Below are 26,287 nucleotides of genomic sequence, written 5' to 3' on the forward strand. Positions count from 1 at the left end.
TTGAGCGCGTCCCGCGATTGCGGGCTCCCGTTTCACTCACAACCGGAATCCCCCCTATGTCGATCCTGACACCTCGGTCGCCGCGCGCGGCCGGGCTGGTCGTCGCCGTGTTGCTGGGCCTGGCCCCGGCGGCACCGGTGATGGCGCAAGCCGCCCCTTCCTACGACACCCTGCTTGAACGCCTGGACCAGCTGCCCGGCACCCGCGTGGGTGCGGCGCTGGCCGAGGCCGCCGACGCGCGCGCCGACCAGGCCCGTGCATTGCCCAACCCTTCCCTCTCCTACTCAGCTGAAAATGCCTGGGGCACCGGCTCCTACGGCGGCATGGGCAAGGCCGATACCGTGCTCACTTTGTCCCAGCCGCTGGAGGTCTGGGGCCAGCGTGGCGCGCGCGTCCGTGCGGCCCGGGCCGAAGCACAGGCCGCCAACCTGCGTGGTGCCCAAAGCCGCAGCGACGTGGCCAGCCAGCTGGCGGTGGTCTACGCACAGGCGGAAAGTGCACTGCGCCGCTACACCCTGGCCGAAGAAGCACTGACCCTCACCCGCGCTGACGCCAACGCCGTCAACGCGTTGGTCAAGCAGGGCCGCGAACCGCAGCTGCGTGCGGTGCAGGCGCAGAGCGAGGTGGCCAACGCCAGCGCAGCGCTGGATGAAGCGCAGGCGTTCCGCGATGCCGCGCTGGCCCGCCTGGCCGGTGCTGCACTGCTGGATGCACCGGTGCAGTCGATCAACGACAGCCTGCTCGACCGTGCGCCGCCGCTGCCGCGCGGTGCCACCGACGTGGCGCTGGCGGTGCGCATTGCCGAAGCCGAAGCCGATGCGGCGGGCAAGCTGGTCGAGGTGGAGCGCAAGCGTGCCCTGCCCGACCTCAGTGTCACCGCCGCGCAGACCCGCTTCCGCGAAGGCGGCGAGCGCGCCTACAACCTCGGGGTCAGCCTCAGCATCCCGCTGTTCGACCGCAACCGCGGTGGCATCCGCGCCGCCAATGCCGACCAGCGCGCGGCCGAAGCACGCCTGGACCAGCAGCGCCGCGACAGCGAGGCCGAGCGCCTCTCTGCGGTGGCCGGGTTGAAGGCCGCCAGCAGCCGTACCCACGCCGCCGATGAAAGCGTGGTCGCCGCCGAAGAGGCGTATCGCCTGGCCCGCATTGGCTTCGACGCCGGACGCATCTCGCAGCTGGAACTGCGCAGCACGCGCAGCGCCCTCATCGCCGCCCGCGGCACCGCCGTGGATGCGCGCCTGTCGCGCGTCGCCGCGGAAATCGATCTTGCCCGCCTGGAAGGGCGCGCACCCTTTGTGGAGGCTCCATGACTCTCTCCCGCACTTTCCCGCTGATCGGCGGCGTGCTGCTGACCGTCCTGCTGGCTGGCTGCGCCGGCAACGCGCAGACGCCTGCCAATGAAAACCCCGCTGCGGCCAAGGCCGGCACCGACGATGGCCACGGCCATGCCGCCGGCAGCAAGGAAGCCAAGGCAGAAACCGCGAAGGCACCTGCTGACGCCGACGAAGGCGTGGTGCAGCTGACCCCGGAGCAGATCAAGGCCTCCGGTATCGAAGTGGTCGCGATCGGTCGCGGTGGCGGTGGCTCCACGCGCCTGTCCGGCCGGGTCGAACCGTCGGTCGGTGCACGCGCCTCGGTGGCGTCGACCGTGACCGGCCGCGTCGAACGCGTTCTGGTCGCACCGGGCACCGCGGTGAAGCAGAACCAGGCACTGGCGATCGTGGTCAGCGGCGAAGCGGCGGTGTTCCGCGCCAATGCGCTGGCCGCAGCGGCCGAAGCCGAAGCCGCGCGGCTGGCCTATGGCCGCGACAAGGCGCTGGTCGACCAGGGCGTGGTCGCCCGCCAGGAGATGGAAGCCTCCCGTGCACGTTCGCTGGCGGCACAGGCCCAGGCTGCTGCCGCGCAGGCCCAGGCCGCCGCCAACGGTGCGCCCGATGCCAGCGGTCGCGTGCGCATCACCAGCCCGGTGGCCGGCATCGTCGGCAACGTGCAGGTCACCCCGGGCGGCGTGGTCGCCGCCGGCAGCGCGGTGGCCGACGTCGCCGACCCGACGATGAACGAGCTGGTGTTCACCGCACCGCCGGCGCTGGCCGCGCAGGTCACGCCCGGCATGAAGCTGGAAGTCAGCGTGCCGGGTGGCAGCTTCACCGCCACCGTCACCGGTTCGGCCGCCGATGTGCGCCAGCAGGGCGGCGTCGCGGTCATCCGTGCCACGCCGGTGGATGCCTCGTTGCCGCCGGCAGGTTCGCCGGTATCGGCGGTGGTGGTCACCGAAGGCCAGGACGACTCGCTCAGCGTCCCGGCCGATGCAGTGCAGAACGTCGATGGCAGCAGCGCGGTGTTCGTCGCCGTCGAAGGCGGCTTCAAGGCACAGCCGGTGCTGGCCGGCCGTCGCGCTGGTGAACGCATCGAGATCCTCGGTGGCCTGACCGGCAGCGAGCGCATCGTCGGTGCCAATGCCTTCCTGCTCAAGGCCGAACTGGCCAAGGGCGAAGCCGAGCACGGCCACTGAGGAGGCGACCATGTTCAAGCTGATCATTGAAACAGCGGTGCGCCACCGATGGCTGGTGGTGTTCATGGCGGCGCTGATCGCCGCGGTGGGCCTGTTCCAGCTGGGCAAGCTGCCGATCGACGCGGTGCCGGACATCACCAACCGCCAGGTGCAGATCAACACGGTGGCACCGGCGCTGACCCCGGAGCAGATCGAGCGGCAGGTGACCTACCCGCTGGAAACCGCGCTGGCCGGCATCCCTGGCCTGACCACCACGCGTTCGCTGTCGCGCAATGGCTTCTCGCAGGTCACCGCGATCTTCACCGATGCGACCGACATCTACTTCGCGCGCCAGCAGGTGGCCGAACGCATGCGCGAGGCATCTGAAGACCTGCCCGATGGCGCGTCGCCGATGCTGTCGCCGGTTACCACCGGCCTCGGCGAAGTGCTGATGTGGACCGTGGACTTCACCGCGTTCGATCCGGCCAGGCTGGCCAAGCCGGGTGAAGCGGGCTGGCAGGCCGGCGAGGTCTACCGCACGCCGGAAGGCAATCTGCTGCGCACGCCGGAAGAACGTGCCACCTACCTGCGTACCGTGCAGGACTGGATCATCGCGCCGCAGATGCGTTCCAGCCCGGGGCTGGCCGGCGTCGATACGGTCGGTGGCTACGTCAAGGAATACGGCGTGCATCCGGACAGCGCACGGCTGGCCGCGCACGGCCTCGGCCTGGCCGATCTGGTCACCGCCCTGCAGCGTTCCAACGTGCAGGCCGGTGCCGGTTTCGTGCAGCGCGCCGGCGAAGGACTGGTGGTGCGTGCCGATGGCCTGGCGCTGACCACCGAGGATCTGGCACAGGCGCCGGTGGCGACCCGCAATGGCGTGGTGGTGCGCGTGGCCGATGTGGCCGAGGTCGAGCTGAGCCGCGCGCCGCGCTTGGGTGCGGCCAGCCGCAACGGCCATGAAGCCGTGCTGGGTACCGCGCTGATGATTGCCGGCGGCAACAGCCGCACCGTGGCGCAGGCCGCTGCGGCGCGCCTGGAACAGGTGAACAAATCGCTGCCGGCCGACATCGTGGCCGCGCCGGTGCTGGACCGCAGCGTGCTGGTCAATTCCACCATCAAGACCGTGGCCAAGAACCTCACCGAGGGCGCGCTGCTGGTGGTGGTGGTGCTGTTCCTGCTGCTGGGCAACCTGCGTGCAGCAGCGATCACCGCGCTGGTGATTCCACTGTCGTTCCTGTTCGCAGTAATCGGCATGAACCGCTTCGGGATCAGCGGCAACCTGATGAGCCTGGGTGCGCTGGACTTTGGCATCCTGGTGGACGGTGCGGTGATCGTGGTCGAATCGACCCTGCTGATGCTGGGCCAGCGCCGCGCCGAACTGGGCCGTGCGTTGACCGCGATGGAGCGGCTGCGCGTGGCCGCCGATTCGGCGATGAAGATGGCGCGCCCTGCGGCCTTCGGCCAGCTGATCATCCTGCTGGTGTTCGCGCCGATCCTCACGCTGGAAGGTGTGGAGGGCAAGACGTTCCACCCGATGGCGGCGACCTTCATGCTGGCCCTGGTCGGTGCCTTCCTGTTCTCCTTCACCTTCGTTCCGGCGATGGCCGCGCTGCTGGTGCGCGAGCCAAAGGTAAAGGACGGCGATACGCATGCCGAAGGTGGCGAGCACGAGACGAAGCTGATCCGCGTGCTGCGTGCACGCATCGAACCGGTGGTGCGCAAGGCCGTGGCGCATCCGCGCACGGTGCTGGCCGGTGCGGTGATGATGGTGGTGGTGGGCATCGGCGCGTTCTCGCTGCTGGGCCGCGAGTTCATGCCGACGCTGGACGAAGGCAACGTGGCGATGCAGGCCCTGCGCGTGCCCTCGACCTCGCTGGAGCAGTCGCTGGCGATGCAGCTGGCTTTGGAAAAAGCAATTGCCAAGCAGCCGGAAGTGGAAACCGTATTCTCGCGTACCGGTACCGCCGAGGCGGCCATCGACCCGATGCCGACCAACATCTCCGACAGTGTGATCGTGCTGAAGCCGCGCAAGGACTGGCCCGATCCGACGCTGGCCAAGGACGCACTGGTGGCGCGCTTCGAAAAGCTGGCCGGGCAGCAGCTGGGCAACAGCTTCGAGTTCAGCCAGCCGATCGAACTGCGCTTCAACGAGCTGATCTCCGGCGTGCGTACCGACCTGGCGGTGATGATCTTCGGCGATGACTTCAGCCAGCTGCAGAAGGTGGCCGATCAAGTGGCGCTGAAGCTGCGTGCGGTGAACGGCGCGGCCGACGTGCGGGTGGAACAGATCTCCGGCCTGCCTACGCTCAACGTGGCGATCGACCACGTGGCGGCGGCGCAGTACGGGCTGACCGCCGCAGACGTCAGTGATGCACTGTCCACCGGCATCGGCGGCACGGCGGCCGGCAAGATCTTCGAGGGCGACCGCCGCTTCAACGTGGTGGTGCGCCTGGACGATGCCTCGCGCAACGATCCGGACCAGCTCGCGTCACTGCCGATCGCCACGCCGTCAGGGCTGGTGATTCCGCTGTCGTCGGTGGCGCGCATCACGGTGAGCGAAGGGCCGAACCAGATCAGCCGCAACAATGGCAGCCGCCGTGTGGTGGTGCAGGCCAATGTGCGTGGCCGCGACCTGGGCGGCTTCGTCGGCGAGGCACAGGCAGCGGTGGCCGACGTGGCACTGCCGCCGGGTGCCTACCTGACCTGGGGCGGTCAGTTCGAGAACCTGCAGCGCGCGGAGAAGCGGCTGGCGACGGTGGTGCCGGTGGTGTTCCTGCTGATCGGCAGCCTGCTGTTCATGGCCCTGCGCAGCGGCAAGGAAGCCATTCTGGTGTTCAGCTGCGTGCCGTTGGCGCTGGTTGGCGGCATCCTCGCGCTGCTGCTGCGTGGCATGCCGTTCTCGGTGTCGGCAGCGGTGGGTTTCATCGCGGTATCCGGCGTGGCCACGTTGAACGGCCTGGTGCTGATGCAGGCGATCCGCGAACGCCTGGATGCCGGTGACCTGCCGCTGCAGGCAGCGATCAACGGTGCATCGAGCCGTATCCGTGCGGTGCTGACCACGGCGCTGGTGGCGATCGTCGGCTTCATTCCGATGGCGATTGCCAGCGGTTCCGGTGCGGAAGTGCAGAAGCCGTTGGCGACGGTGGTGATCGGTGGCCTGATCACCGCCACCGTGCTGACCCTGCTGGTGCTGCCGACCTTCGCGGCGCGGGTAGCCAAGCCGCGGGCGGTGGGGTGAAAGACCACGGGGTCGGATCCTGTGATCCGACCCCGTTTCCCGGTCCGAGGTAGTGCCGGCCGCTGGCCGGCAATGTCGAACGATCGCGGTGCGTGCAGGTTGCCGGCCAGCGGCCGGCACTACCCGGTAGCGGTCAGGCCTTCTTGCGCTCGGCGATGTAGGCCTGGATCTGCTGTTCCAGCACCGGCAGCGGCACCGAGCCCTGCTTGAGCAGGGTGTCGTGGAAGCCCTTGATGTCGAACTTGTCGCCCAGTTCCTTCTCGGCCTGCGCGCGCAGGCGCACGATGGCGATCTCGCCCAGCTTGTAGCTCAGCGCCTGGCCCGGCCAGGAAATGTAGCGGTCCACTTCGGTGGTCACTTCATGCTCGCTCAGCGCGGTGTGGTCACGCAGGTAGGCCAGCGCCTGCTCGCGGGTCCAGCCCTTGCTGTGCACGCCGGTGTCGATCACCAGGCGCGCGGCGCGCCACATCTCATAGGTCAGGCGGCCGAAATCCTCGTACGGGGTTTCGTAGATGCCCATTTCCACGCCCAGCTTCTCGCAGTACAGCGCCCAGCCTTCGCCATAGGCGGAGATGTAGGCATTGCGGCGGAACTCGGGCAGGTTCTTCTGCTCGGCGGCAATGGCGCCCTGCAGCGCGTGGCCCGGATCGGACTCATGCAGGGTCAGTGCCGGCAGGTTGTACAGCGGGCGCGACGGCAGGTTGTAGGTATTGAGCCAGTAGGTGCCCATGCCACCACGGCCGGCGGTCCAGAACGGCGCGATATCCGGCGGCACCGGCACGATGGTGAAGCGCGCGCGCGGCAGCGTCATGTACTTGCCGAGCTGGCCGTCCGCCCGCTTGGAGATCCACGCGGCACGCGACAGCAGCTCTTCCGGCGTCCTGGCATAGAACTGCGGATCGGTACGCAGGAAGGTCAGGAACTCGGCGAAGCTGCCCTTGAACTTCACCTGCTTGATGATGTCGTTCATTTCCTTCTGGATGCGTGCGACTTCATCCAGGCCGATGCGATGGATCTCGTCCGGCGACAGGTCCAGCGTGGTGTATTCGTGGATCTGCTGCTTGTAGTACGCCTTGCCATCAGGCATCGCTTCGGCGGCCAGGGTGGTGCGCGCCTGCGGCACGTACTCGTTGACGAAGAAGGTGCGCAGCTGCTGGAACGCCGGCACCACCTTGCCGCTGATCGCTTCACGCGCCTGCGCCTGCAGCCTGGCCTGCTCGGCGGCCGGAATGCTGTTGGGCAGTTTCTTGAACGGCGCGTACAGCGGCGACTCGGTGGGATCCATCAGCTCGGCGACGGTGGCGATGGAGACCTCGCGGCCATCGAGCACGGCACGCGGCACGCTGAAGCCACGCTTCAGGCCGGCACGCATGTTCTCGGTCTGCTGGCCGAAGTATCGCGGCACATCGTTCAGCCGTGCGATGTAGTTCTGGTAGTCCTGCACGGTCTTCATCTCGCGCCGGGCCATGAAGGACAGGTTGGACCAGAACGAGGAGTCGGCGTTGAAGGGCATCTCGTAGCCGCGCAGGCGCGTCTCTTCGGCCAGGTTGAACACCTGGTCGTGGTAGATCGCGTAGTTGACCTGGTTGTCGGGCGACAGGGTCTTCGGGTCGATCTTCTTCAGCGCGGCGAGGGTCTCGTCCCACACCTTCAGGCGCGCCTGCTGCGCGGCCGGGCCGACATCGGGCATGCGGGTGGCATTGGCCGGCGCGTCTTCGTCTTCGCTGGCCTCGCCGCCGCCCTGCTGGCGCCACTTCCATTCCTTCTCGTACAGCGCGCGGAAGGCGGCATCGGCGGGCGATTCGGTGGCCACGCTGGCCGGTGCGGCGGTGGCAGGCGGCACGGCAAGGGCCACGGCGGGCGCGGACAGGGCAATCAGCAGGGCAACGGCAAGACGGGTTTTCACGAGCACAGGTTCCCGGGAAGGCAGACCCCGATGATGGCACCGCCCACGGCCCGTGGCATGGGACGAAGGTCCTGCCTGCAGCGCAGGCAGGACCGGGAACCGGCCGCAGGCCGGGGCCCCAGCGCCGAAGGCGCGTGGTAGAGCCGACTGTCAGTCGGTTGCTCTTCCGCCATATGCAGCAAACCCGCGCTCCGCGCGAAAGTCGACTGACAGTCGACTCTACCCACGGCAGGCAGGGCCGGGAACCAGCCGCAGGCCGGGGCCCCAACGCCGGAGGCGCGTGGTAGAGCCGACTGTCAGTCGGCTGCTCTTCCGCCATATGCAGCAAACCCCGTGCTCCGCGCGAAAGTCGACTGACAGTCGACTCTACCCACGGCAGACCGCATCCCGGCGCAGCCTCAATGGCTGGCCTTGTCCCGCTTCCAGCCCCGGTGCTTGATGTCCAGCTGCAGGCTGTACAGCGCGGTGAACGCCGGGAACAGGTTCTGCAGCACGCCCACCGAGTCCTGCTTGGCGGAGAACAGGAAGTAGCTCAGCGTCATCAGGCTGCCGACCACGCTCATGTACCAGAACAGGCGCGGAATCACCGGCTTGCCCGCACGCTTGGACGCGATGAACTGGACCAGCCAGCGGCCGCCGAACATCAGCGCGCCGGTATAGCCGATCAGCTTCCAGCCGGTCACATGCAGGCCGGTCCAGTACAACCAGGTCAGCGGCTGGTCGAGCCAGTGCAGCTCCAGGTCCATCAACGCTCCTCCACTGCGGTGCGCTTGCTGCGGGTGATCAGCCACGCCACGCCGCGCAGGTCACGGATGCCGACCAGTGCACGGCCCAGGTTGTTGTACTTGGACACGCCGGCGGTACGGTGGCGGTGGTTGACCGGCACGCTGGTGGTCTTCCAGCCGGCGCGCTGCATCAGCGCCGGCAGGTAGCGGTGCATGTGGTCGAAATACGGCAGGTCGAGGAACGCGCTGCGCTCGAACAGCTTGATGCCGCAGCCGGTATCGGGCGTATCGTCGCGCAGCATGCGTGCACGGATGGCGTTGGCCCATTTGCTGGCCCAGCGCTTGCTGCCGCTGTCCTGGCGGTTGACGCGCCAGCCAGCGAACAGCTTCACCTGCGCCTCGGCGGCATCGCGCGCGGCCAGCAGCTTGGGGATATCGGCCGGATCGTTCTGGCCATCGCCATCCAGGGTGGCGATCCACGGCGCCCGCGCATGCTTGACACCGGTGCGCACGGCGGTGCTCTGCCCGCTCTGGTCCACGTGGTGCAGCACCCGCAGTTCCGGTGTGGTCGCCTTCAGGCCCTGCAGCACCGCCAGGGTGTCATCGCGCGAGTGATCATCGATGTAGACGATCTCGAACGGCAGCCGGCCACGCAGCGCAGCGGTGATTTCGGCAACCAGCGGGGCGACGTTGTCGCGCTCGTTGAACACCGGGACGACAACGGAAAGCTCGGGTTGGCTCATAAGGCACTCGGCCAAGGGGGGACAAAGACCGCGCATTCTCCGAAACCGAGGTTATCCGAAGATGAACCTGGTGGCGTGAGGATCCGTCCTCAGGCGCGGTCGCCAAAGTACTCGCGGCACCACTGCACGACAGGCGGCAGCCCTTCTTCGATCGGGGTCACCGCGTCGAAGCCGAATGCGTCATGGGCGCGCCGGGTATCGGCCATCGTGCGCACCATGTCACCGGGCTGCATGGGCTTGTAGACCTTCTGCGCGGGGCGGCCGGCGGCCTGCTCGATCACGCTGATGAAGCGCTCCAGCTCGACCGGCGTATGGTTGCCGAGGTTGAACACCCGGTGCGGCACCGGACCGTCGGCCGGATGCGCGAGGGCGCCGAGGATACCCGACACGATGTCGGAAACATGTGTGAAGTCGCGCTGCATGCGGCCTTCGTTGAATACGTCGATCGGCCGCCCGGCCAGCACCGCGCGCGAGAACAGCAGCGGTGCCATGTCCGGCCGGCCCCACGGGCCATACACGGTGAAGAAGCGCAGGCCGGTGGCATGCAGGCGATACAGCTGCGCGTAGGTGTAGGCCATCAGCTCGTTGGCCGCCTTGGTCGCCGCGTACAGCGAGCGCGGCTGGTCCACGCGCTGGTCCTCGGAGAACGGCGGCGTGGCCGAATCGCCGTAGACCGAGCTGCTGGAGGCATAGACCAGGTGCTGCACGCCACGGTGGCGGCACAGTTCGAGCATGTTGACGAAGCCGACCAGGTTGCTGTCGACGTAGGCGTGCGGGTTTTCCAGCGAATAGCGCACGCCGGCCTGCGCGGCCAGGTGGATCACCGCAGTCGGCTTCACCTCGTCGAACAGTGCCGCCAGGCCCTGCTGGTCGGTCAGGTCCAGGGTGCGCAGGTCCAGCGCCGGGCACAGCGCAGCCACGCGGTCGCGCTTGATCTGCGGGTCGTAGTAGTCGTTGAAGTTGTCCAGGCCGACCACGGGCTGGCCGGCCTCGAGCAGCGCGCGGGCGGTGTAGGCACCGATGAAGCCGGCAGCGCCGGTGAGCAGGATGGTCATGACAGGGGCCTGGAAACGAAGTTCAGGCCCCTGATGTTACCGGTCTCAGAACAAACCGAAACGCTTCTTCGCCACGTTGGTGCGGCCGGGTTCGATCACGTCCTGGATGTTCTTCGCATCGAAGCGGTCGAGCAGCGCCTCGGCGCCCTTCCTCAGCTTCAGGTCCATCTCTTCCGGGTACAGCGGAACCAGGCTCATGAAGCTGATGGTCCTGCCGTCCTCCAGCACCAGCGTGGCGAAGTCCTCCGGGGCGGTCACCGGCGACAGCACGATGGCACCATCGAAACCCACGCCCGGCGCGTAGGGCTCGCTGGGATGGCCGTTGGGAATGGTGTGGCCGAAGCCCAGCCAGGTGTCGTACTCGTGCGGCAACCGTGCCATGCCCTTCAGCAGGCGCACCGGCCAGTAATTGCGCTCGTCCTCGAAGGCGTCCTGGGAGATCGGCCAGTCGGCCGGCAGGGTCACCATCAGTTCCATGTAGCGCGGCACGTCCGCGTCCACCTCGGCGGGCACGGTCATCGGCAGGTCGCTCATGCCGGAGGTGACCAGGCGCAGGTACGGGCAGTGGTCATTGGCCGGCACCACGTGCACGTCGATGTGCACCAGGTCGGAGATGATCTCGTGGAAGACACCGGACACCGGGCCCAGATGGCGTTCGAGGTGGGCGCTGATCGCCTCGATGTGCTGTTCTTCGCCGATGGCGGGCACGAAGTCCTTTTCGCGGCGATGTACCAGTATCTGGGTGCCGTCCGGGCTGACGTCCTCGTATTCGTTGCTCATGTCCTGTTCCCTGGATGAGGCCACGGACCGGAGAGCAGTGCATCCCCGGCACGCGCGGCGGTGCGTTCCCTGTCATCTGCAGGACGCGGCGGGAACAGGCCGCACCCCCTGGCGCTGCGCCGGGCTCAGCCCTGGCGCGTACGCAGCTTTTCCAGCACGCCGTCCAGGGTATCCAGGTCGGTGTAGTGGATGATCAGCTTGCCCTTGCCGCCCCGGCCGTGGTTGATCGCCACCTTGGCACCCAGTGCTTCGGACAGTTCGGTTTCCAGCGAGGCGATGTCGGCCTGCTGCACCTTCGGCGTCGCCACCGGGCGGTTGCTCGGCACCTTGCCGGCGGCGAAGGCCTGCGCACGGCGCTCGACCTCGCGCACCGACCAGCCTTCATCGGCCGCTTCCTGCGCCAGCTTGCCAGCCAGCTCGGGAGCCAGGGTCAGCAGCGCGCGGGCGTGGCCCATTTCCAGGCGGCGGGTTTCCAGCAGCAGCCGGATCGCCACCGGCAGCTCCAGCAGGCGCAGCAGGTTGGACACCGCCGCGCGCGAGCGGCCGACGGCCTCGGCGGCCTCGGCATGGGTCAGGGTGAACTCGCTGATCAGGCGCTGCAGCGCCTCGGCTTCTTCCAGCGGGTTGAGGTCTTCGCGCTGGATGTTCTCGATCAGCGCCATCGCGATGACCGTGCGGTCTTCCAGCTCGCGCACCACCACCGGCACTTCGTCCAGGCCGGCCAGCTGCGATGCGCGCCAGCGGCGCTCACCAGCGACGATTTCGTAGTTGCCTGCCGGCAGCTGGCGCACCAGGATCGGCTGGATCACGCCCTGCGACTTGATCGAGTCGGCCAGCTCGGAGAGCTTGCCCTCGTCCATCTCGCGGCGCGGCTGGTACTTGCCCGGCTGCAGCTGGCCGACCGGCAACTTGCGCAGCACTTCACCCGGCAGCGGTTCGATCACCGCAGTGGTGGCCTGCACCTGGCTGACCGCGCCTTTCGGGCCCAGCAGCGCGTCCAGGCCACGGCCGAGGCCTCGCTTCTTGGCTGCCGGCTTGCTGCTGGTCATCAGACGGTCTCCACGGCCTTGGCGGCCTTGTTGCGTTCGTTGTTGCGGCGGATGATCTCGCCGGCCAGGCCCAGGTAGGCCACGCCACCGCGCGAGGCGCGGTCGTAGCCGACGATGCTCTGGCCATGGCTGGGTGCCTCTGCCAGGCGCACGTTGCGCGGCACGATGGTGCGGAACACGCGGTCGCCGAAGTGCTCGGTGAGCTCGGCCGACACTGCGTTGGCCAGGTTGTTGCGCACGTCGAACATGGTGCGCAGCACGCCTTCGATCTCCAGCGCCGGGTTCAGGCTGGTGCGCAGGGCTTCGATGGTTTCCACCAGCGCACTCAGGCCTTCCAGTGCGTAGTACTCGCACTGCATCGGCACGATCACCGAATCGGCGGCGGCCAGCGCGTTGAGCGTCAGCAGCGACAACGCCGGCGGGCAATCGATCAGGATGTAGTCGTACTCGTCGCGGATCGGCGCCAATGCGCGCTTCAGGCGCTGCTCGCGCTCGCTCTGGCCCATCAGCTGGATCTCGGCGGCGGTCAGGTCGATGTTGCCCGGCAGCAGGTCGTAGCCTTCGGCGGTCTGCACGCGCACATCGGCGGCGCTGTTCTCGCCCAGCAGCAGATCGCAGGTGGAGGCCGCCAGCTCACGCTTGTCCACGCCGCTGCCCATGGTCGCGTTGCCCTGCGAGTCCAGGTCGACCAACAGCACGCGCTTGGGTGCGTTGGCCAGGGAAGCGGCCAGGTTGACGGCGGTCGTGGTCTTGCCGACGCCACCCTTCTGGTTGGCGATGGCGATGATGCGGGCCATGCGGGTGTGCCTCGTCGACGGATGGTTGGGACCGGTCATTATGCGTACAACCGGCCCCTTGCGGAAATCGTGGATCGCCAACCCGTTGTTCCACAAAGGGCTGGCGGCGAAAATCAGGGACCTGTAACGGTGACCAGGTGGCGTTCGCCGGCCAGGCCGGGCACGCTCAGCGGGGTCACCTCACGCACCTGCCAGCCAGCCGGCAGTTCCGCGATCTCCTCATGCGGGTAGACGCCCTTCATGGCCAGCAGCACGCCACCGGGGCGCAGCAGATGGCCGCCGACGCGGACGATGCCAGCCAGGGTATCCATTGCGCGCGCGGTCAGCTGGTCGTAACGACCGGCCTCGTCCAGCGCTTCGGCCCGCGATTCGGCCACGCGGGCGTTGCCCAGGCCGAGCTGGCGCACGGCCTCGCGCATGAAGCGCGCCTTCTTGCCGTTGCTCTCCACCAGGGTGACCTGCAGGCCCGGGCAGGCGATCGCCAGCGGGATGCCGGGCAACCCGGGGCCGGTACCGAGGTCGGCCAGGCTGCCATCAGCCACGAACGGCTGCATCGCCAGCGAATCGAGCAGGTGGCGGGTAACCATCTCCTGCGGGTCGCGGATGGCGGTGAGGTTGTAGGTGCCGTTCCAGCGGTGCAGCAGGGCCAGGTAGCGCAGCAGCGGCGGCGCCAGCGCGGCGTCCAGGCCCATGCTGGCCAGGCCCTGTTCCAGCGTGGCAGCCACGCTGGCGGGAAGTGGGTGTTCGCTCATGCCGACATTATCGCCGGTTTTGCGCGCTGATTCCCCGCTTCAGTGCGGATACCAGGCCAACGCCGCACGGAACTGGCCGCTGGCCTGCCATTCGTGCAGGTGCCAGCGCGCGGCCTCGCCCAGTTCCGGGTCGCACCAGCGCAGGTGCAGGGCGCCATCGGCCCCCGGCGCCAGCTGCAGGCGGTGCAGGCCGAACGAGATGCCCTGGCCGTGCGCCTTCAGGATGGCTTCCTTGACGCACCACACGCGGAAGAACCAGTGCTCGCGGTCGGCCTCGTCCAGGCGTTCCAGCCAGGCCACCTCCTGCGGGTGGAAGAAGCGCCGCACGATTTCCAGAAGACGCGGCCGCGGCCGCAGCAGTTCCAGGTCCACGCCCAGCCGTACGCCTTCGCCCAGCGCCACCAGCAGCACCTCACCGCTGTGGCTCCAGCCGGTCCCGTAGTGGGCCAACGGGCCGCTCAGCTCCGGCCGGCCCTTGTCGTCACGGACCAGTGGCAGCGTCTGCGGATCGCTGCCCAGCGCCTGCGCCAGTACCTGCCGGGCCTGCGGTTCACCGCGCTGGCCCGGCACGTGCGGACGCCGCCAGACCGTTACCGGACCGAAGCGCCACGGGCCGTCGAGGGTGGCTGGCAGGCTCATCCGCACGCGCCCATCACGCAATTGCACGACGGGTTCACGGCCGTGCGCGTCAACTGGTCACAGTTTCCCACCGGAGGTTCGATCATGGGCATCATCATCTGGCTGATCGTCGGCGGCATCGTAGGCTGGCTGGCCAGCATCATCATGAAGCGCGATGCCCAGCAGGGCATCATCCTCAACATCGTGGTCGGCATCGTCGGCGCGCTGATTTCCGGCTGGCTGTTCGGCGGCGGCATCAACGAAGCGATCACCATCCGCACCTTCCTGTTCTCGCTGATCGGCGCGGTGATCCTGCTGGCGATCGTCAACCTGTTCACCCGCAAGAGCATACGGTGATCTGAGGGTAGTGCCGGCCACTGGCCGGCAGATGTTCCAGAACGGGCCCGGCAATCGTCGGGCCCTGTTCGTTCAACCGATCTGCACCCACGCCGGCGCATGGTCGCTCGGGCGTTCCCAGGTGCGCGGCTCGCGGTCGATGCCCGAGGCCACCGCGCTGCCCTTCAGCGCGTCGGAGACCAGGGTCAGGTCGATGCGCAGGCCCAGGTTGCGGCGGAAGCCGGCGGCACGGTAATCCCACCAGCTGAAGGTGCCCGCCTCGTCGTTGTGCAGGCGGAAGCCATCGTGCAGACCCAGCTGCAGCAGCTTGTTGAGCGCGCCGCGCTCGGCGGTGGAGGTCAGGATGTGGTTGTCGTTCCACACCTCCGGGTCGTGCACGTCGCGGGCGTCCGGGGCGATGTTGAAGTCGCCCATCACGATCAGCTTCGGGTGGCGCTGCAGCTCCTGCGCGACCCACGCATGCACCGCTTCCAGCCAGCGCAGCTTGTACGCGTACTTGTCGGTGCCGATGTCCTGGCCGTTGACCACGTACAGGTTGATCACCCGCAGGTCGCCGAAGGTGCCGGCGATGACGCGCTTCTGCTCGTCCTCGAAACCGGGAATGCCGATCTGCACGTCCTGCGCCGGCTCACGCGACAGCAGCGCCACGCCGTTGTAGGTCTTCTGGCCGGCGAACACGCTGCGGTAGCCGGCGGCGATCAGCGCCGAATCGGGGAACTTGTGGTCCTCCAGCTTGGTTTCCTGGATGCCGACGATGTCCGGGCCGAAGTCCTTGAGCCACTGCTCCAGGTGCGGCAGGCGGACATTGAGCGAATTGACGTTCCACGAGGCGATTTTCATGCGGGCATTCTACCCGGGTGCGCTTGGCACGCGTGCCACCCCAGGTGGGCACTACCGAAGCAGCAGCTTCAACAACCCCGCAATCTTCGAGTACGGCGGGCGCAGCCGGTCGCTGGCCGCCCAGCGCGACTGCCACAGTACCGGCAGCCGCTTGCTCATCGCATCGAACCCGGCCCGGCCATGGTACGCGCCCATGCCGCTGGCCCCGACCCCGCCAAACGGCAATCCATCGGCGGCGAAGTGCAGCAGCGTGTCGTTCACCGTCACCCCGCCGGCCACCACCTGGCCGAGGATGCGCTCCACCGTCGCCGTGTCGTGGCTGAAGGGATACAGCGCCAGCGGCCGGTCGCGGGACAGCACGTCGGCCAGCGCCGCCTCCAGGTCCGGATAGGCCCGCACCGGCAGGATCGGCCCGAAGATCTCCTCGCGCATCAGGTCCAGGTCGTCCGGCGGGTCCAGCACCACGGTCGGCACCAGCAGGCGCTCGCGGTCGGCGCGCGCGTCATCCACCTGCGCCAGCGGAATCACCGGCACCCCGCGCTGCCGCGCCTGTGCCAGGTAGCCCTGCAGGCGCCGGTACTGGCCTTCATTGATGATGCGGGTGTAGTCGTCGGCATCGCTGAAGTCGCCATAGCGCTCGCGCACCTGCTGCTGCAGCGCCTGTACGAACTCGCGCTGGCGGACCGTATCGATCAGCACGTAATCCGGCGCGATGCAGGTCTGGCCCGCGTTGAACCACTTGCCGGTGGCCAGCCGCGCGGCGGCTTTGTCCAGCGGGAAATCGCGGCAGACAATCGCCGGCGACTTGCCGCCCAGCTCCAGTGTGACCGGTACCAGATGCTCAGCCGCGGCGGCCATCACCTTGCGGCCGACCGCCGTCGAGCCGGTGAACAGCAGATGGTCCAGCGGCAGCGAGGACACCGCCGCCGCCACATCCGCCCCGCCCTGCACCACCGCCACCCGATCGGGCGGGAACACACTGGCCAGCAGATCGGCCAGGAACGCGCTGGTGCGCGGGGTGTGTTCCGAAGGCTTCAGCAGCACATGGTTACCGGCAGCAATCGCGGTGGCCAGCGGCACCAGGGCAAGGGTGACCGGATAGTTCCATGGCGAGATCACCCCGACCACACCCAGTGGCGTCGGCCGCAGCTGCGCGCGTGCCGGCCACAACCGCCAGCCGGCGCCGACCCGCTGCGGTTTCGACCAGCGCCGCAGGTGGCGGCGCAGGTGGTCGATGGCCGACAGCACACTCATGCCATCGGCCAGCTTCGATTCAACGTGGGCACGGTGGCCGAAGTCCTCGGCGATGGCCTGGGCCATCTCGTCCAGGCGGGGCTTCAAGGCCTCGCGCAGGCGGCGCAGGTCGGCTTCGCGCTGGTCGAGCGTGGGCCGCTGCGACTGCCAGGCGCTGCGCAGGGTGTGCAGGAGGGCGCGGAGGTCGGCTGGAGCGATGGTGGTCATGGGCCGATTGTAGGGTCGAGCCGTACTCGGCTCGCATGCCAACCTTCACACCGTGGCGCGGGGTCTCATTCGGGTACATCCCAACCGCCTTGCATGCGTTCACCCTCGCATGCAAACCCGTCCATCAATACGCCTTCTGCTGGTCGGTACGTTGTGCCGGGCAAGACTGCGGTTCTGGCAACTCAAGCGGAATCTTGATCGGGTACTCGGGGCTGCCGTAGGCGTAACAGGAGGTGGTGACCTGAATGTCATCACATGGCAGGAAGTGCACGGTGATGCCGCAGACTCTCTGATCGGTGTAATCCGGGACGGGGACGACTTTGCTGTGCGTCCTCTTTTGTGCCTCGATCTGCTGCAGCCAGGCGTCGTACTTCGCCTCATCAGCAAATCCAGGAAATCCTTTTGAGCCTCCTACCCCCGTTTCCCAATCGACCCGTACCATCGTTCCTGGTTGCCATTGATCTGGGGCCATGTAGCAGCACCCTCCACCGCCACCTTGATACGGACCAATAATGTCAATCGCCGAACGGCCATCGACACTGAACCGGTTGATCGCCCAATGGGTGTGGTTGACGCCATAGATCGCGCTGGCTTCCACAGCGTAGGCAGACAAGAGCAGAGGTGGGCCAGCAAGAAATGCCAGCGCCACGCGCTTCAAAACAAACATCATTGAAACTCCATAATGTATAGCCCTCATTTCTTGTCCGAGGGCACCAAGGCCCTACTCAGGCGCAAACTCCCGCCTCCAGTCACGCAGCATCTTGACCTCCCGCGCGATCACTGCTGATTCTGCTGCGGGCGAATCGGAGAACAGTTCACCCGAAACTGGAGTTCTTCTCAGGGGGGCTTTTGGATCACCTACGAAGAAGTGGGGTGTAAAGCAGTAAGGCTCATCGCCCGATTCCGTGGGCTGCTTCACCAACGTCGCGAACACGGCATTCGTCGGCACGCTCGGTCTGGCGGCTGAACACCACGGATGCGACGAGACGATGTCCTGAATCCGCGCACCAGCCCGACGTAACTCCGTGGGACTGAAAACCTTGCCGAGAGAGACTCGATGTACCCGATAGGTGTCGACTTCCGGTTGCGCCTCAACAAGCCATCCTGAGTTGTCATGCGATGTGCAACTGCAATCGCAGGTCACCAGCGTTGCGTTTGGTACGGCTTTGTTCCAGGACAGCCAGACCTTCTCTGTCTTGCAAAGTTGTTTGATCACGGGCGATCTTTCCTCGACTCGCAGGCTTCCCTGCGGTGTCGCACCGCCGGCGGCTACATGCGTTTCTGCGCCGGCCGCTGGCGCTGAGACAGTGATGATCGCTGCCAGAAGTACGCTGCGCATTCCCCGATCCGATTCGATGAATCACACATGCTATGGAGCGTACTGGCGAACAAAGGGAGTTCGGGCCATTTGCGTCAGAAGTTGGCAGTTCTTGCTAGAAGTCCCCGTCTTCCGTGTGGCTGGATACGTCATCCCGCACCGGTACGATCAAATACTGGGCTGATATGTAGATTCGTACTTGTTTCATTGCCGCACGACGTCAGCGCGCTGAAGGTAGTATCCCACCTCCAATAACATGCGTAGATGCGACGCGTATTTGCATTTCTGACCGGATGTCTTCTCATGGCCGGAGCTTCCGATGCCAGCGAGCAGTCCATTGATGTCGCGGCAGTCGGCCTGAACGCCGAGCGCGAACACATCCCATCGGTGGGCGACAGCCTGGCTGTCGTCGTCGGCGAGCTCGAGGGCGATGCCACACCTGGTGCCAGTATTGGCAAGGTGCTCGAGATACTTGCAGAGAGACTTGAACGTACGACCTGCCATGTACAGCCCCCGGACAATGACAGCTCACGTTCGTCCGGCGTGACCTGCGGCGGACCCGATGTAGACAGCCTCTTCCCGGACTACACCGCCTTGCGGCAGGCGAGCACACCGGCGGAGCGTGATCGGTACGGCCGTCGCTTCCTGGACGCCTATGCGACGTTGCTCAGGGATGCTCCGGATGTCGCCCTCACGCGACCAAGCGAGGATGAGGCGGCAGATGGGCTGTTACATGTACTCTTCCCGTTCAAGGCCTGGGACGAGAAGCTGAACATTCCACGCCATGACGTGCACTTCCCGTTTGTTCCTGTGTGCAACCTCGTTGTCGCTCGCGCTGCGCGCTGCCCGGGAGCCGACCAGCTGCGCAGGGAAATTGGTCGGGCAGGCGATGAGAGTGAACAGCGCTTGTTGTGCATCAAGGAGTTCTCGACGCGGCAGCTGGCGGATGAAGGTGAATGCCCGGAAGCCACCACCACCAGCCCCTGATGCCCATCACATGCTCCCGCCTGAAATTGACGGTCTCCTGGAGAATGAATTTGTTGAGCTTGATCTTCACTGTGCTCGCAGCAGCGGCTTCAACAGAGGATGCGAAGTCTGGCAGCGGGAGATGGGTGAACGCTCGCAGCAACATCACCTTGCGATACGACGGCGAGGAAAATGGTCGCTACCGGAACCTGTCGGTGATGAAACAGGGCGAGCTGGTGCGCCGCATAGCACTGAGCAAGCGCTCGTACTCTCTGTTCGAGTACGACCCCGATCCGGCCACGTCCCCTGACGGTCGGTATGTGCTTGTCACTGACGTGGAATCCGGGGAGGTTGGCTTGACGGATGGGCGCGGTTCTCTGCATGAACGGCAGTACTGCGGTTTCATCGACACACGAAGCGGTTGCCTGCTTGCGCGTCAGATCGGGCAATTCTGTGGAGGGCAATTCAATGACGCTGGCGCTTGGGTTTCTCCCGCCCTTCCTGACCTGCACCCCTCTGAGGTGCGTCCCACTGCGGAGGACTATGCCTCAGCCCGCCTGAGTCCCTCGGATGCACCCGATGGTTCCCTCGACAATCTGCTTCGCTGCGACCCACCAGGCCCAGGCAACAGGGACCACTACGGGAAGCTGATCGATGCGGGGATCTTTGACGTCACTCCCTCGCAGAGAAGGGCACTGTACGGCGGGTAGAGCTGACTGTTGATCGACTGCACAAGGCTGCAGCGTGTACTGCATACCGCAAGGGGTCAGAGCCTATTCGCGCGCGAATGGGATCCGACCCCGGTCACCACCCCATAAACAGAAAGGCCGCGGTCTGCACCGCGGCCTTTCCTTCACTGCATGGAACCCACCGGTTACTTGGTGATATCCACGTCCTTGGTCTCACGCAGGAACAGGCCGCCGATCACCACCGACATCAGCGCGATGATGATGGGGTACCACAGGCCGTAGTAGAGGTTGCCGGTACCGGCCACCAGCGCGAACGAGATCGCCGGCAGGAAGCCACCGAACCAGCCGTTGCCGATGTGGTACGGCAGCGACATCGAGGTGTAGCGGATGCGGGTCGGGAACAGTTCGACCAGGTAAGCGGCGATCGGGCCGTAGACCATGGTCACGTACAGCACCAGCAGCCACAGCATGAAGATGGTGCCGGCGATGTTGATGCGGGCGCCATCGGCCTTGGCCGGGTAGCCGGCGGTGGTCAGGGCGGTCTTCAGTTCCGCACCGAACGCATCGGCCTTGGCCTTGCCTTCTTCCTTGGTCAGGCCAGCGGCCTCATACGAGGTGACGCTGGCGCTGCCCACGTTCACCATCGCCAGCGAACCGGCGGCGGCGGGCTGCACGTCGTACGGCACACCTGCCTTGGTCAGCGCGGCGGTGGCCACGTCGCAGGAGCTGGTGAACTTGCGCAGGCCCACCGGATCGAACTGGAACGAGCAGGTGGCCGGATCAGCGACAACCAGGGCCGGCGAACTGCTGCGGGCTTCCTCGATGGCCGGGTTGGCGAAGTGGGTCAGGCCCTTGAAGATCGGGATGTAGGTGACGGCGGCCAGCAGGCAGCCGGCCAGGATGATCTTCTTGCGGCCGATACGGTCGGACAGCCAGCCGAAGAAGATGAAGAACGGCACGCCCAACGCCAGCGCGGCCGCGATCAGCAGGTAGGAGGTGGTGGCATCGACCTTCAGCATGCTGCTGAGGAAGAACAGCGCGTAGAACTGGCCGCCATACCAGACCACCGCCTGACCCGCCGCCGCACCGAGCAGGACCAGCAGCATCAGCTTCAGGTTGCCGCCCTTCAGGCTGTCACGGAACGGGGTCTTGGAACCCTTGCCCTCGGACTTCATCTGCTGGAACAGCGGCGACTCGCTCAGCTGCAGGCGGATCCACACTGAGACACCCAGCAGCAGGATCGAGACCAGGAACGGAATGCGCCAGCCCCAGGCTTCGAAGGCTTCATTGCCCAAGAAGTAACGGCAGGCCAGGATGATCAGCAGCGACATGAACAGGCCGAGCGTGGCCGTGCACTGGATGAAGCTGGTGTACAGACCGCGCTTGTCGTCCGGCGCGTGCTCGGCCACGTAGGTGGCGGCACCGCCGTACTCGCCGCCCATTGCCAGGCCCTGGGCCAGGCGCAGGATGATCAGGATCACCGGCGCGGCGAAACCGATCGAAGCGTAGTTGGGCAGCACGCCGACCAGGAAGGTCGAGATGCCCATGATCAGGATGGTGACCAGGAAGGTGTACTTGCGGCCGATGCGGTCGCCGAGGCTGCCGAAGAAGGCTGCGCCGAACGGACGCACGAAGAAGCCGGCGGCAAACGCCAGCAGGGCGAAGATCATGCCCGTGGTTTCATTGACGCCACTGAAGAACTGCTTGGCGATGATGGCCGCGAGCGAGCCGTACAGGAAGAAGTCATACCACTCGAAGACCGTGCCGAGGCTCGAGGCGAAGATGACCTTCTTGTGGCCCTTGGTCAGGGTGCCCGCTTTATGTGCGGTGCTGGGTGTACTGGACATGGGACGCTTCCCCTCCGAAGCAATCGTTGTTGGTGGGTGCCGACCGTTGGTCGGCACTCAATTCGGTAGATGCCGACCTTGGCCGGCACCCCATCTCGGTAGATGCCGACCTTGGCCGGCACCCCATCTCGGTAGGTGCCGGCCGCTGGCCGGCACGCTCTTAGAAGCTGTACTTCGTAGTGAACTGCAATCGGGTGATGTCACCCTTGTTGCCGTTCTCCACTTCGCGGCGGCCGTACATCAGCTCGGCGCCGATATCGACCTTGGGCAGCGGCGAATAGAAGATGTTGCCGCGGATGCTCTGCACGCTCTTGGTCACCAGCGGGCCGAGGATGCTGTCGTTGTCGTAGTCGCTGCGCGCGTAGATCAGGTTGGTGCGCAGCTTCGGCGAGAACGCATGCCGCCAGCCCACGTAGCCGGCCAGCACACCGGTCGGGTTGAGCTCGTCGCGGGCCACGTCGTAGGCGCTGTCGGCAGTGATGCCCAGGCCGATGTAGCGGGCGATGCCTTCGCCGCCGGTCAGCTGGTAGTGCAGTGAATCGCTGTCGCCCATCACCCACTTGCCGCCCAGGGTCAGGCCGCCAGCCACCTTGTCGGCCTTGGCGCCGGTGGCCTGGTTGTCGACCTTCAGCTGACGGACGATGCCGCCGACACCGAAGGTGCCCCAGTCGCCCTTCCAGCCATAGCGCAGGGTCAGGTCAGGCAGGCTGCCACGGTCGGAGTTGGCGCTGGTGTTGGTCCAGGCGCCGGTGACCGGGTTGCGGGTACCGGTGAGGGTGGTGGTTTCCGGGTTTTCCAGCGCGACGCTGAAGCCACCCTGGGTGTAGCGCACCTGGGCCTGGCGCACGAAGATCACGCCGTCGGTGGGGCCGACGAAGTCGACCGCTTCCGGCAGTGCGGCCGCGTCCATGAAGTTGGACCAGGTCTGGCCGGCCATCCAGTTGTTCCAGTACATGTAGGCGTGGCGCAGGGTCACACCGTAGGTATTGGTGGCGGTCTGGTTGCCCAGCGAGTTGCCGAAGAAGTCCATCTCGAAGAACGCACCGGCCTTGTTGCCCGATTCGCTCACGTTGTCGATGCCCAGGTTGAAGCGCGAGAACTTGGCGTGGGCGTTGAAGTCGGTACCCGAACGCTTGCCGCTGCCGCCGGCGCCTTCCACCGGGGTCTGGCCCGGCAGGTACAGCGAGCGGCCGGTGGCGTCGTCGGCCAGCTGGCCATCGCTGGTCTGGGTGGCGAGGAAATCGGCCTTGATGAAGCCGCCGATCTTGACCGTGGTGCCCGGCGCTGCGCCCGGGGTGATGGTGGTGACCTGGATCGGCTGCTTGCCGGCCGGTACCTGTGCGACCGGCTTCTGCCCGGCCTGCACCGTGCGGACTTCGGTCACCGCCTGCTGGGTCTGGCTGATCTGGGTCTGTTGTTGTTGCTGCGAAGACAGCAGCAGCTGGACCTGGCGTTCCAGTTCGGCAACGCGTGCTTCCAGCGCTTTCTCTTTGGCGGTCTCAGCGAACGCCATGCCCGGTGCGACCAGGGCGACCAACAGGCAGGCCGCCAAAGGTGTGCGCACGGCTTTCAACGTACGGTGGCTCATGTTGCCCTCTCTCCCAAGTGGCAAGGTGATGCCGCGCGTGGGGCACGGTCGAGCCGAGACTGCGGGGCGATTATGTATAGCGGCTATTCGCCATTGGTCGAACCCGGCCCTGCTGGGCGCTCACTTTCGACCATGGTCTAACCAGAGTGGTGACGCGGCCGGGGGTGGATGGGGCAAACTGAGGGGGATCGGTCGCTGCGATGCTGCGACCGCACATACAAAGTCAACGTGCAAGTGAGGGTGCCATGGCTGATATCTACCCCGTCGATCCGCAATTCGCCGCCAAGGCACGCATCGACAAGACGTCGTACGAACAGCAGTACCAGGCTTCGGTGACCGACCCGGATGGTTTCTGGGGCAAGGCCGCCGAGCGCCTGCAGTGGATGCGCAAGCCGACCAGGATCAAGAACGTCAGCTACGACCTTTCCGACTTCCACATCAAGTGGTTCGAAGATGGCGAGCTCAATGCCAGCGTGAACTGCCTGGATCGCCAGCTGGAAACACGCGGCGACAAGACCGCCCTGCTGTTCGAGCCCGATGGCCCGGATGCACCGGCCCAGCACGTGACCTACCGCGAGCTGTACGAGCGCACCTGCCGCCTCGGCAATGCACTGCGCAATCTCGGCGTCAAGAAGGGCGACCGCGTCACCATCTACCTGCCGATGATCGTCGACGCCGCGGTGGCCATGCTGGCCTGCGCGCGCATCGGTGCGATCCACTCGGTGGTGTTCGGTGGCTTCGCACCGAACTCGATCGCCGACCGCGTCAGCGACTGCCAGAGCAAGCTGATCATCACCGCCGACGAGGGCCTGCGTGGTGGTCGAAAGATTCCACTGAAGGCCAACGTCGATGCCGCGCTGAAGCTGCCGGGCACGAACACGGTTGAAACCGTGCTGGTGGTGCGCCACACCGGCGGCGCGGTGGACATGCAGGCCCCGCGCGACCGCTGGTTCCACGATGTGGTGGACAGCCAGCCGTCCACCTGCGAACCGGAACGCATGAACGCGGAAGACCCGCTGTTCATCCTCTACACCTCCGGTTCCACTGGCAAGCCGAAGGGCGTGCTGCACACCACCGGCGGTTACCTGCTGTACGCGGCCTACACCCATGAAGCGGTGTTCGACCTGCGCGAGGACGACATCTACTGGTGCACCGCCGACGTCGGCTGGGTCACCGGCCACAGCTACATCGTGTACGGGCCGCTGGCAAACGGCGCGACCTCGCTGATGTTCGAAGGCGTGCCGAATTACCCGGACACCTCGCGCTTCTGGAACGTCATCGACAAGCACAAGGTCAGCATCTTCTACACCGCCCCGACCGCCATCCGTGCGCTGATGCGCGAGGGCGACGAGCCGGTGAAGAAGACCTCGCGCGCCTCGCTGCGCCTGCTCGGCAGCGTCGGCGAGCCGATCAACCCGGAAGCCTGGCGCTGGTACTACGAGGTGGTTGGCGGCAGCCGCTGCCCGATCGTCGATACCTGGTGGCAGACCGAAACCGGCGGCATCCTGATCTCGCCGCTGGCCGGCGCGATGGATCTCAAGCCGGGATCGGCCACCCTGCCCTTCTTCGGCGTGCAGCCGGCGCTGGTCAATGCCGATGGCGAGATCCAGGACGGCCCGACCGAGGGCAACCTGATCATCCGTGATTCCTGGCCGGGCCAGATGCGCACGGTGTACGGCGACCACCAGCGTTTCATCGATACCTATTTCCGCACCTACCCGGGCAGCTACTTCACCGGTGACGGTTGCCGCCGCGACGAGGACGGCTATTACTGGATCACCGGCCGCGTCGACGACGTGATCAACGTGTCTGGCCACCGCATCGGCACCGCTGAAGTGGAAAGCGCGCTGGTTTCGCACCCGAAGGTGGCCGAGGCGGCCGTGGTCGGCTTCCCGCACGACGTGAAGGGCCAGGGCATCTACGCCTACGTCACCCTGGTGGCCGAAGAGGCACCGAGCGACGAGCTGCACAAGGAGCTGATCGCCTGGGTGCGCAAGGAGATCGGCCCGATCGCCACGCCCGACCACCTGCAGTGGGCGCCGGGCCTGCCGAAGACCCGTTCGGGCAAGATCATGCGCCGCATCCTGCGCAAGATCGCCGAGAACGCGCCGGACCAGCTCGGCGACACCTCGACCCTGGCTGATCCGTCGGTGGTGGCGTCACTGGTGGACGAGCGCAAGGTGCGCTGATGTACGACCGGGGTCGGATCCCTTTCCGCAATGAAAGGGCTCTGACCCCATCTGCTTTCCCCCACGGTTCCCCCCGACCATGACCACCCTCCTGATTGCCGATGACCACCCGCTGTTCCGCGAAGCCCTGCGCGGCGCCGTGCAGCGGGTCATCCCCGGCGTGCAGCTGTTCGAGGCAGACAGCGTGGAAGCGCTGTATGCGCTGGCCGACCAGCACAACGACGCCGACCTGGTCCTGATGGACCTCAACATGCCTGGCGCACAGGGTTTCAACGCGCTGGTGCACATGCGTTCGCTGCACCCGCACCTGCCGGTGGTGGTGGTGTCCGCGCGCGAAGAAGCCACGGTGATGCGCCGCGCGCTCGACCACGGCGCGCTGGGCTTCATTCCGAAGTCTGCGGATTCGGACACCATCGGCCACGCACTGGGCACCATCCTCGATGGCGAGACCTGGGCACCGCCGGAAGCGCACAACGTGCCGCCCACCGGCAGCGAAGAACGCGAAGTCGGCCAGCGCCTGCGTGAGCTGACCCCGCAGCAGTTCCGCGTGCTGCAGATGCTGGGCGCAGGTCGCTTGAACAAGCAGATCGCCTACGACCTCAACGTTTCCGAAGCGACGATCAAGGCCCACGTCACCGCCATCCTGCGCAAGCTGGGCGTGACCAACCGCACCCAGGCCGTGCTGATGGCCGGCAAGCTGGCCATCGACGACGACGCCATCGTGCTGCCGCCGGAAGAAGATTGAGGTAGTGCCGCCCGCTGGCCGGCAATCGCCTGGAACGGCGTCGCCGCCGTGCTCGCCGGGCAGGGCCCGGCGCCACCTGGGCAACATCGCCGACTCAAACGACGCTTTCGGCTCTGTGGCTGAACCGGCT

At 66.5% G+C, this 26,287-nt stretch carries 23 protein-coding genes; 8 read left to right on the forward strand and 15 right to left on the reverse strand.

What is annotated here, in order from left to right; translation table 11 throughout:
* Positions 1-56 precede the first annotated feature (56 nt).
* Genes O0K41_RS05170 through O0K41_RS05180 form a run of 3 tightly spaced genes read left to right on the forward strand, consistent with a single transcriptional unit; the run spans position 57 to position 5,732 of the window.
* Entirely contained in the window at positions 57-1,310 is a 1,254-nt protein-coding gene (locus O0K41_RS05170) for a TolC family protein (protein ID WP_049448175.1), read from the forward strand.
* Positions 1,307-2,512, forward strand: a complete 1,206-nt coding sequence (locus tag O0K41_RS05175; RefSeq protein WP_049448172.1) for an efflux RND transporter periplasmic adaptor subunit — start codon at positions 1,307-1,309, stop codon at positions 2,510-2,512. The genes O0K41_RS05170 and O0K41_RS05175 overlap by 4 nt, the downstream gene beginning before the upstream one ends.
* A gap of 10 nt (positions 2,513-2,522) precedes the next feature.
* Positions 2,523-5,732: a CusA/CzcA family heavy metal efflux RND transporter gene (locus tag O0K41_RS05180; RefSeq protein ID WP_108270108.1), complete on the forward strand. Its 3,210-nt coding sequence runs from the start codon at positions 2,523-2,525 to the stop codon at positions 5,730-5,732.
* A gap of 133 nt (positions 5,733-5,865) precedes the next feature.
* On the opposite strand, the gene O0K41_RS05185 is transcribed toward O0K41_RS05180, so the two are convergent.
* The 9 genes from O0K41_RS05185 to O0K41_RS05225 form a co-directional block, all read right to left on the reverse strand.
* Complete coding sequence (locus O0K41_RS05185; protein WP_005411647.1) at positions 5,866-7,638, reverse strand: DUF885 family protein; 1,773 nt, start codon at positions 7,636-7,638, stop codon at positions 5,866-5,868.
* Positions 7,639-8,036: 398 nt separating this feature from the next.
* A complete protein-coding gene (locus O0K41_RS05190; protein ID WP_005414908.1) occupies positions 8,037-8,384 on the reverse strand; it encodes a lipid-A-disaccharide synthase N-terminal domain-containing protein in 348 nt (115 codons plus the stop codon).
* On the reverse strand, positions 8,384-9,106 hold the full coding sequence (locus tag O0K41_RS05195; protein WP_010482377.1) for a glycosyltransferase family 2 protein: 723 nt from the start codon (positions 9,104-9,106) through the stop codon (positions 8,384-8,386). The genes O0K41_RS05190 and O0K41_RS05195 overlap by 1 nt, the downstream gene beginning before the upstream one ends.
* Before the next feature lie 89 nt (positions 9,107-9,195).
* Complete coding sequence (locus O0K41_RS05200) at positions 9,196-10,161, reverse strand: NAD-dependent epimerase/dehydratase family protein (protein ID WP_049449876.1); 966 nt, start codon at positions 10,159-10,161, stop codon at positions 9,196-9,198.
* Positions 10,162-10,206: 45 nt separating this feature from the next.
* Positions 10,207-10,941: a suppressor of fused domain protein gene (locus tag O0K41_RS05205; RefSeq protein WP_088435751.1), complete on the reverse strand. Its 735-nt coding sequence runs from the start codon at positions 10,939-10,941 to the stop codon at positions 10,207-10,209.
* 125 nt (positions 10,942-11,066) lie between these two features.
* Complete coding sequence (locus O0K41_RS05210; protein WP_005411652.1) at positions 11,067-11,990, reverse strand: ParB/RepB/Spo0J family partition protein; 924 nt, start codon at positions 11,988-11,990, stop codon at positions 11,067-11,069.
* On the reverse strand, positions 11,990-12,787 hold the full coding sequence (locus O0K41_RS05215) for a ParA family protein (RefSeq protein WP_005411653.1): 798 nt from the start codon (positions 12,785-12,787) through the stop codon (positions 11,990-11,992). Before O0K41_RS05215 ends, O0K41_RS05210 begins: the two co-directional genes overlap by 1 nt.
* Positions 12,788-12,900: 113 nt before the next feature.
* Positions 12,901-13,539 carry a 16S rRNA (guanine(527)-N(7))-methyltransferase RsmG gene (rsmG, locus tag O0K41_RS05220; RefSeq protein ID WP_012481632.1) on the reverse strand — a complete coding sequence of 213 codons (639 nt, stop codon included), beginning with the start codon at positions 13,537-13,539 and terminating at the stop codon, positions 12,901-12,903.
* A gap of 39 nt (positions 13,540-13,578) precedes the next feature.
* The gene (locus O0K41_RS05225; protein WP_164221830.1) at positions 13,579-14,178 is read right to left on the reverse strand and encodes a 4'-phosphopantetheinyl transferase superfamily protein; all 600 of its coding nucleotides are present in this window, start codon (positions 14,176-14,178) and stop codon (positions 13,579-13,581) included.
* 84 nt (positions 14,179-14,262) lie between these two features.
* Between O0K41_RS05225 and O0K41_RS05230 the strand changes: the two genes are divergently transcribed.
* Positions 14,263-14,514 carry a GlsB/YeaQ/YmgE family stress response membrane protein gene (locus tag O0K41_RS05230; protein WP_005411656.1) on the forward strand — a complete coding sequence of 84 codons (252 nt, stop codon included), beginning with the start codon at positions 14,263-14,265 and terminating at the stop codon, positions 14,512-14,514.
* A 72-nt stretch (positions 14,515-14,586) separates the two neighbouring features.
* On the opposite strand, the gene xth is transcribed toward O0K41_RS05230, so the two are convergent.
* The 4 genes from xth to O0K41_RS05250 form a co-directional block, all read right to left on the reverse strand.
* Complete coding sequence (gene xth / locus O0K41_RS05235) at positions 14,587-15,354, reverse strand: exodeoxyribonuclease III (protein WP_164221828.1); 768 nt, start codon at positions 15,352-15,354, stop codon at positions 14,587-14,589.
* A gap of 51 nt (positions 15,355-15,405) precedes the next feature.
* A complete protein-coding gene (locus O0K41_RS05240; RefSeq protein WP_164222654.1) occupies positions 15,406-16,815 on the reverse strand; it encodes a coniferyl aldehyde dehydrogenase in 1,410 nt (469 codons plus the stop codon).
* 124 nt (positions 16,816-16,939) lie between these two features.
* On the reverse strand, positions 16,940-17,485 hold the full coding sequence (locus O0K41_RS05245) for a DUF3304 domain-containing protein (protein WP_275575614.1): 546 nt from the start codon (positions 17,483-17,485) through the stop codon (positions 16,940-16,942).
* A 51-nt stretch (positions 17,486-17,536) separates the two neighbouring features.
* Positions 17,537-18,154, reverse strand: a complete 618-nt coding sequence (locus O0K41_RS05250) for a hypothetical protein (protein WP_126411534.1) — start codon at positions 18,152-18,154, stop codon at positions 17,537-17,539.
* Positions 18,155-18,436: 282 nt separating this feature from the next.
* Here O0K41_RS05250 and O0K41_RS05255 point away from each other — a divergent pair, with 282 nt between their 5' ends.
* Both O0K41_RS05255 and O0K41_RS05260 read left to right on the forward strand, forming a co-directional pair.
* On the forward strand, positions 18,437-19,120 hold the full coding sequence (locus O0K41_RS05255; protein WP_150828028.1) for a hypothetical protein: 684 nt from the start codon (positions 18,437-18,439) through the stop codon (positions 19,118-19,120).
* Positions 19,121-19,164: 44 nt separating this feature from the next.
* Positions 19,165-19,809 (forward strand): hypothetical protein, encoded by a 645-nt coding sequence (locus tag O0K41_RS05260; RefSeq protein ID WP_164222660.1) that lies wholly within the window; start codon positions 19,165-19,167, stop codon positions 19,807-19,809.
* Positions 19,810-19,973: 164 nt separating this feature from the next.
* Here the strand turns inward: O0K41_RS05260 and O0K41_RS05265 are convergent, their stop codons facing one another.
* Both O0K41_RS05265 and O0K41_RS05270 read right to left on the reverse strand, forming a co-directional pair.
* Entirely contained in the window at positions 19,974-21,635 is a 1,662-nt protein-coding gene (locus O0K41_RS05265; protein WP_164222664.1) for an MFS transporter, read from the reverse strand.
* A 160-nt stretch (positions 21,636-21,795) separates the two neighbouring features.
* Positions 21,796-23,223 (reverse strand): DcaP family trimeric outer membrane transporter, encoded by a 1,428-nt coding sequence (locus O0K41_RS05270; protein ID WP_164222667.1) that lies wholly within the window; start codon positions 23,221-23,223, stop codon positions 21,796-21,798.
* 245 nt (positions 23,224-23,468) lie between these two features.
* Here O0K41_RS05270 and acs point away from each other — a divergent pair, with 245 nt between their 5' ends.
* Positions 23,469-25,412, forward strand: coding sequence for an acetate--CoA ligase (gene acs, locus O0K41_RS05275; protein ID WP_164222675.1), 1,944 nt, complete (start codon positions 23,469-23,471; stop codon positions 25,410-25,412).
* Between the two features lie 79 nt (positions 25,413-25,491).
* Complete coding sequence (locus tag O0K41_RS05280; protein WP_006477308.1) at positions 25,492-26,157, forward strand: response regulator transcription factor; 666 nt, start codon at positions 25,492-25,494, stop codon at positions 26,155-26,157.
* Positions 26,158-26,287: the final 130 nt, after the last annotated feature.

Origin of the sequence: Stenotrophomonas sp. Sm2128, from assembly GCF_030985535.1 — a bacterium.
Lineage (GTDB): Bacteria > Pseudomonadota > Gammaproteobacteria > Xanthomonadales > Xanthomonadaceae > Stenotrophomonas > Stenotrophomonas maltophilia.

Coding starts and splice junctions, on each gene's coding strand:
- O0K41_RS05170 (WP_049448175.1), top strand. CDS start 57: ATGTCGATCCTGACACCTCGGTCGCCGCGCGCGGCCGGGCTGGTCGTC.
- O0K41_RS05175 (WP_049448172.1), top strand. CDS start 1,307: ATGACTCTCTCCCGCACTTTCCCGCTGATCGGCGGCGTGCTGCTGACC.
- O0K41_RS05180 (WP_108270108.1), top strand. CDS start 2,523: ATGTTCAAGCTGATCATTGAAACAGCGGTGCGCCACCGATGGCTGGTG.
- O0K41_RS05190 (WP_005414908.1), bottom strand. CDS start 8,384: ATGGACCTGGAGCTGCACTGGCTCGACCAGCCGCTGACCTGGTTGTAC.
- O0K41_RS05195 (WP_010482377.1), bottom strand. CDS start 9,106: ATGAGCCAACCCGAGCTTTCCGTTGTCGTCCCGGTGTTCAACGAGCGC.
- O0K41_RS05200 (WP_049449876.1), bottom strand. CDS start 10,161: ATGACCATCCTGCTCACCGGCGCTGCCGGCTTCATCGGTGCCTACACC.
- O0K41_RS05205 (WP_088435751.1), bottom strand. CDS start 10,941: ATGAGCAACGAATACGAGGACGTCAGCCCGGACGGCACCCAGATACTG.
- O0K41_RS05210 (WP_005411652.1), bottom strand. CDS start 11,990: ATGACCAGCAGCAAGCCGGCAGCCAAGAAGCGAGGCCTCGGCCGTGGC.
- O0K41_RS05215 (WP_005411653.1), bottom strand. CDS start 12,787: ATGGCCCGCATCATCGCCATCGCCAACCAGAAGGGTGGCGTCGGCAAG.
- rsmG (WP_012481632.1), bottom strand. CDS start 13,539: ATGAGCGAACACCCACTTCCCGCCAGCGTGGCTGCCACGCTGGAACAG.
- O0K41_RS05225 (WP_164221830.1), bottom strand. CDS start 14,178: ATGAGCCTGCCAGCCACCCTCGACGGCCCGTGGCGCTTCGGTCCGGTA.
- O0K41_RS05230 (WP_005411656.1), top strand. CDS start 14,263: ATGGGCATCATCATCTGGCTGATCGTCGGCGGCATCGTAGGCTGGCTG.
- xth (WP_164221828.1), bottom strand. CDS start 15,354: ATGAAAATCGCCTCGTGGAACGTCAATTCGCTCAATGTCCGCCTGCCG.
- O0K41_RS05240 (WP_164222654.1), bottom strand. CDS start 16,815: ATGACCACCATCGCTCCAGCCGACCTCCGCGCCCTCCTGCACACCCTG.
- O0K41_RS05245 (WP_275575614.1), bottom strand. CDS start 17,485: ATGATGTTTGTTTTGAAGCGCGTGGCGCTGGCATTTCTTGCTGGCCCA.
- O0K41_RS05250 (WP_126411534.1), bottom strand. CDS start 18,154: ATGCGCAGCGTACTTCTGGCAGCGATCATCACTGTCTCAGCGCCAGCG.
- O0K41_RS05255 (WP_150828028.1), top strand. CDS start 18,437: ATGGCCGGAGCTTCCGATGCCAGCGAGCAGTCCATTGATGTCGCGGCA.
- O0K41_RS05260 (WP_164222660.1), top strand. CDS start 19,165: ATGAATTTGTTGAGCTTGATCTTCACTGTGCTCGCAGCAGCGGCTTCA.
- O0K41_RS05265 (WP_164222664.1), bottom strand. CDS start 21,635: ATGTCCAGTACACCCAGCACCGCACATAAAGCGGGCACCCTGACCAAG.
- O0K41_RS05270 (WP_164222667.1), bottom strand. CDS start 23,223: ATGAGCCACCGTACGTTGAAAGCCGTGCGCACACCTTTGGCGGCCTGC.
- acs (WP_164222675.1), top strand. CDS start 23,469: ATGGCTGATATCTACCCCGTCGATCCGCAATTCGCCGCCAAGGCACGC.
- O0K41_RS05280 (WP_006477308.1), top strand. CDS start 25,492: ATGACCACCCTCCTGATTGCCGATGACCACCCGCTGTTCCGCGAAGCC.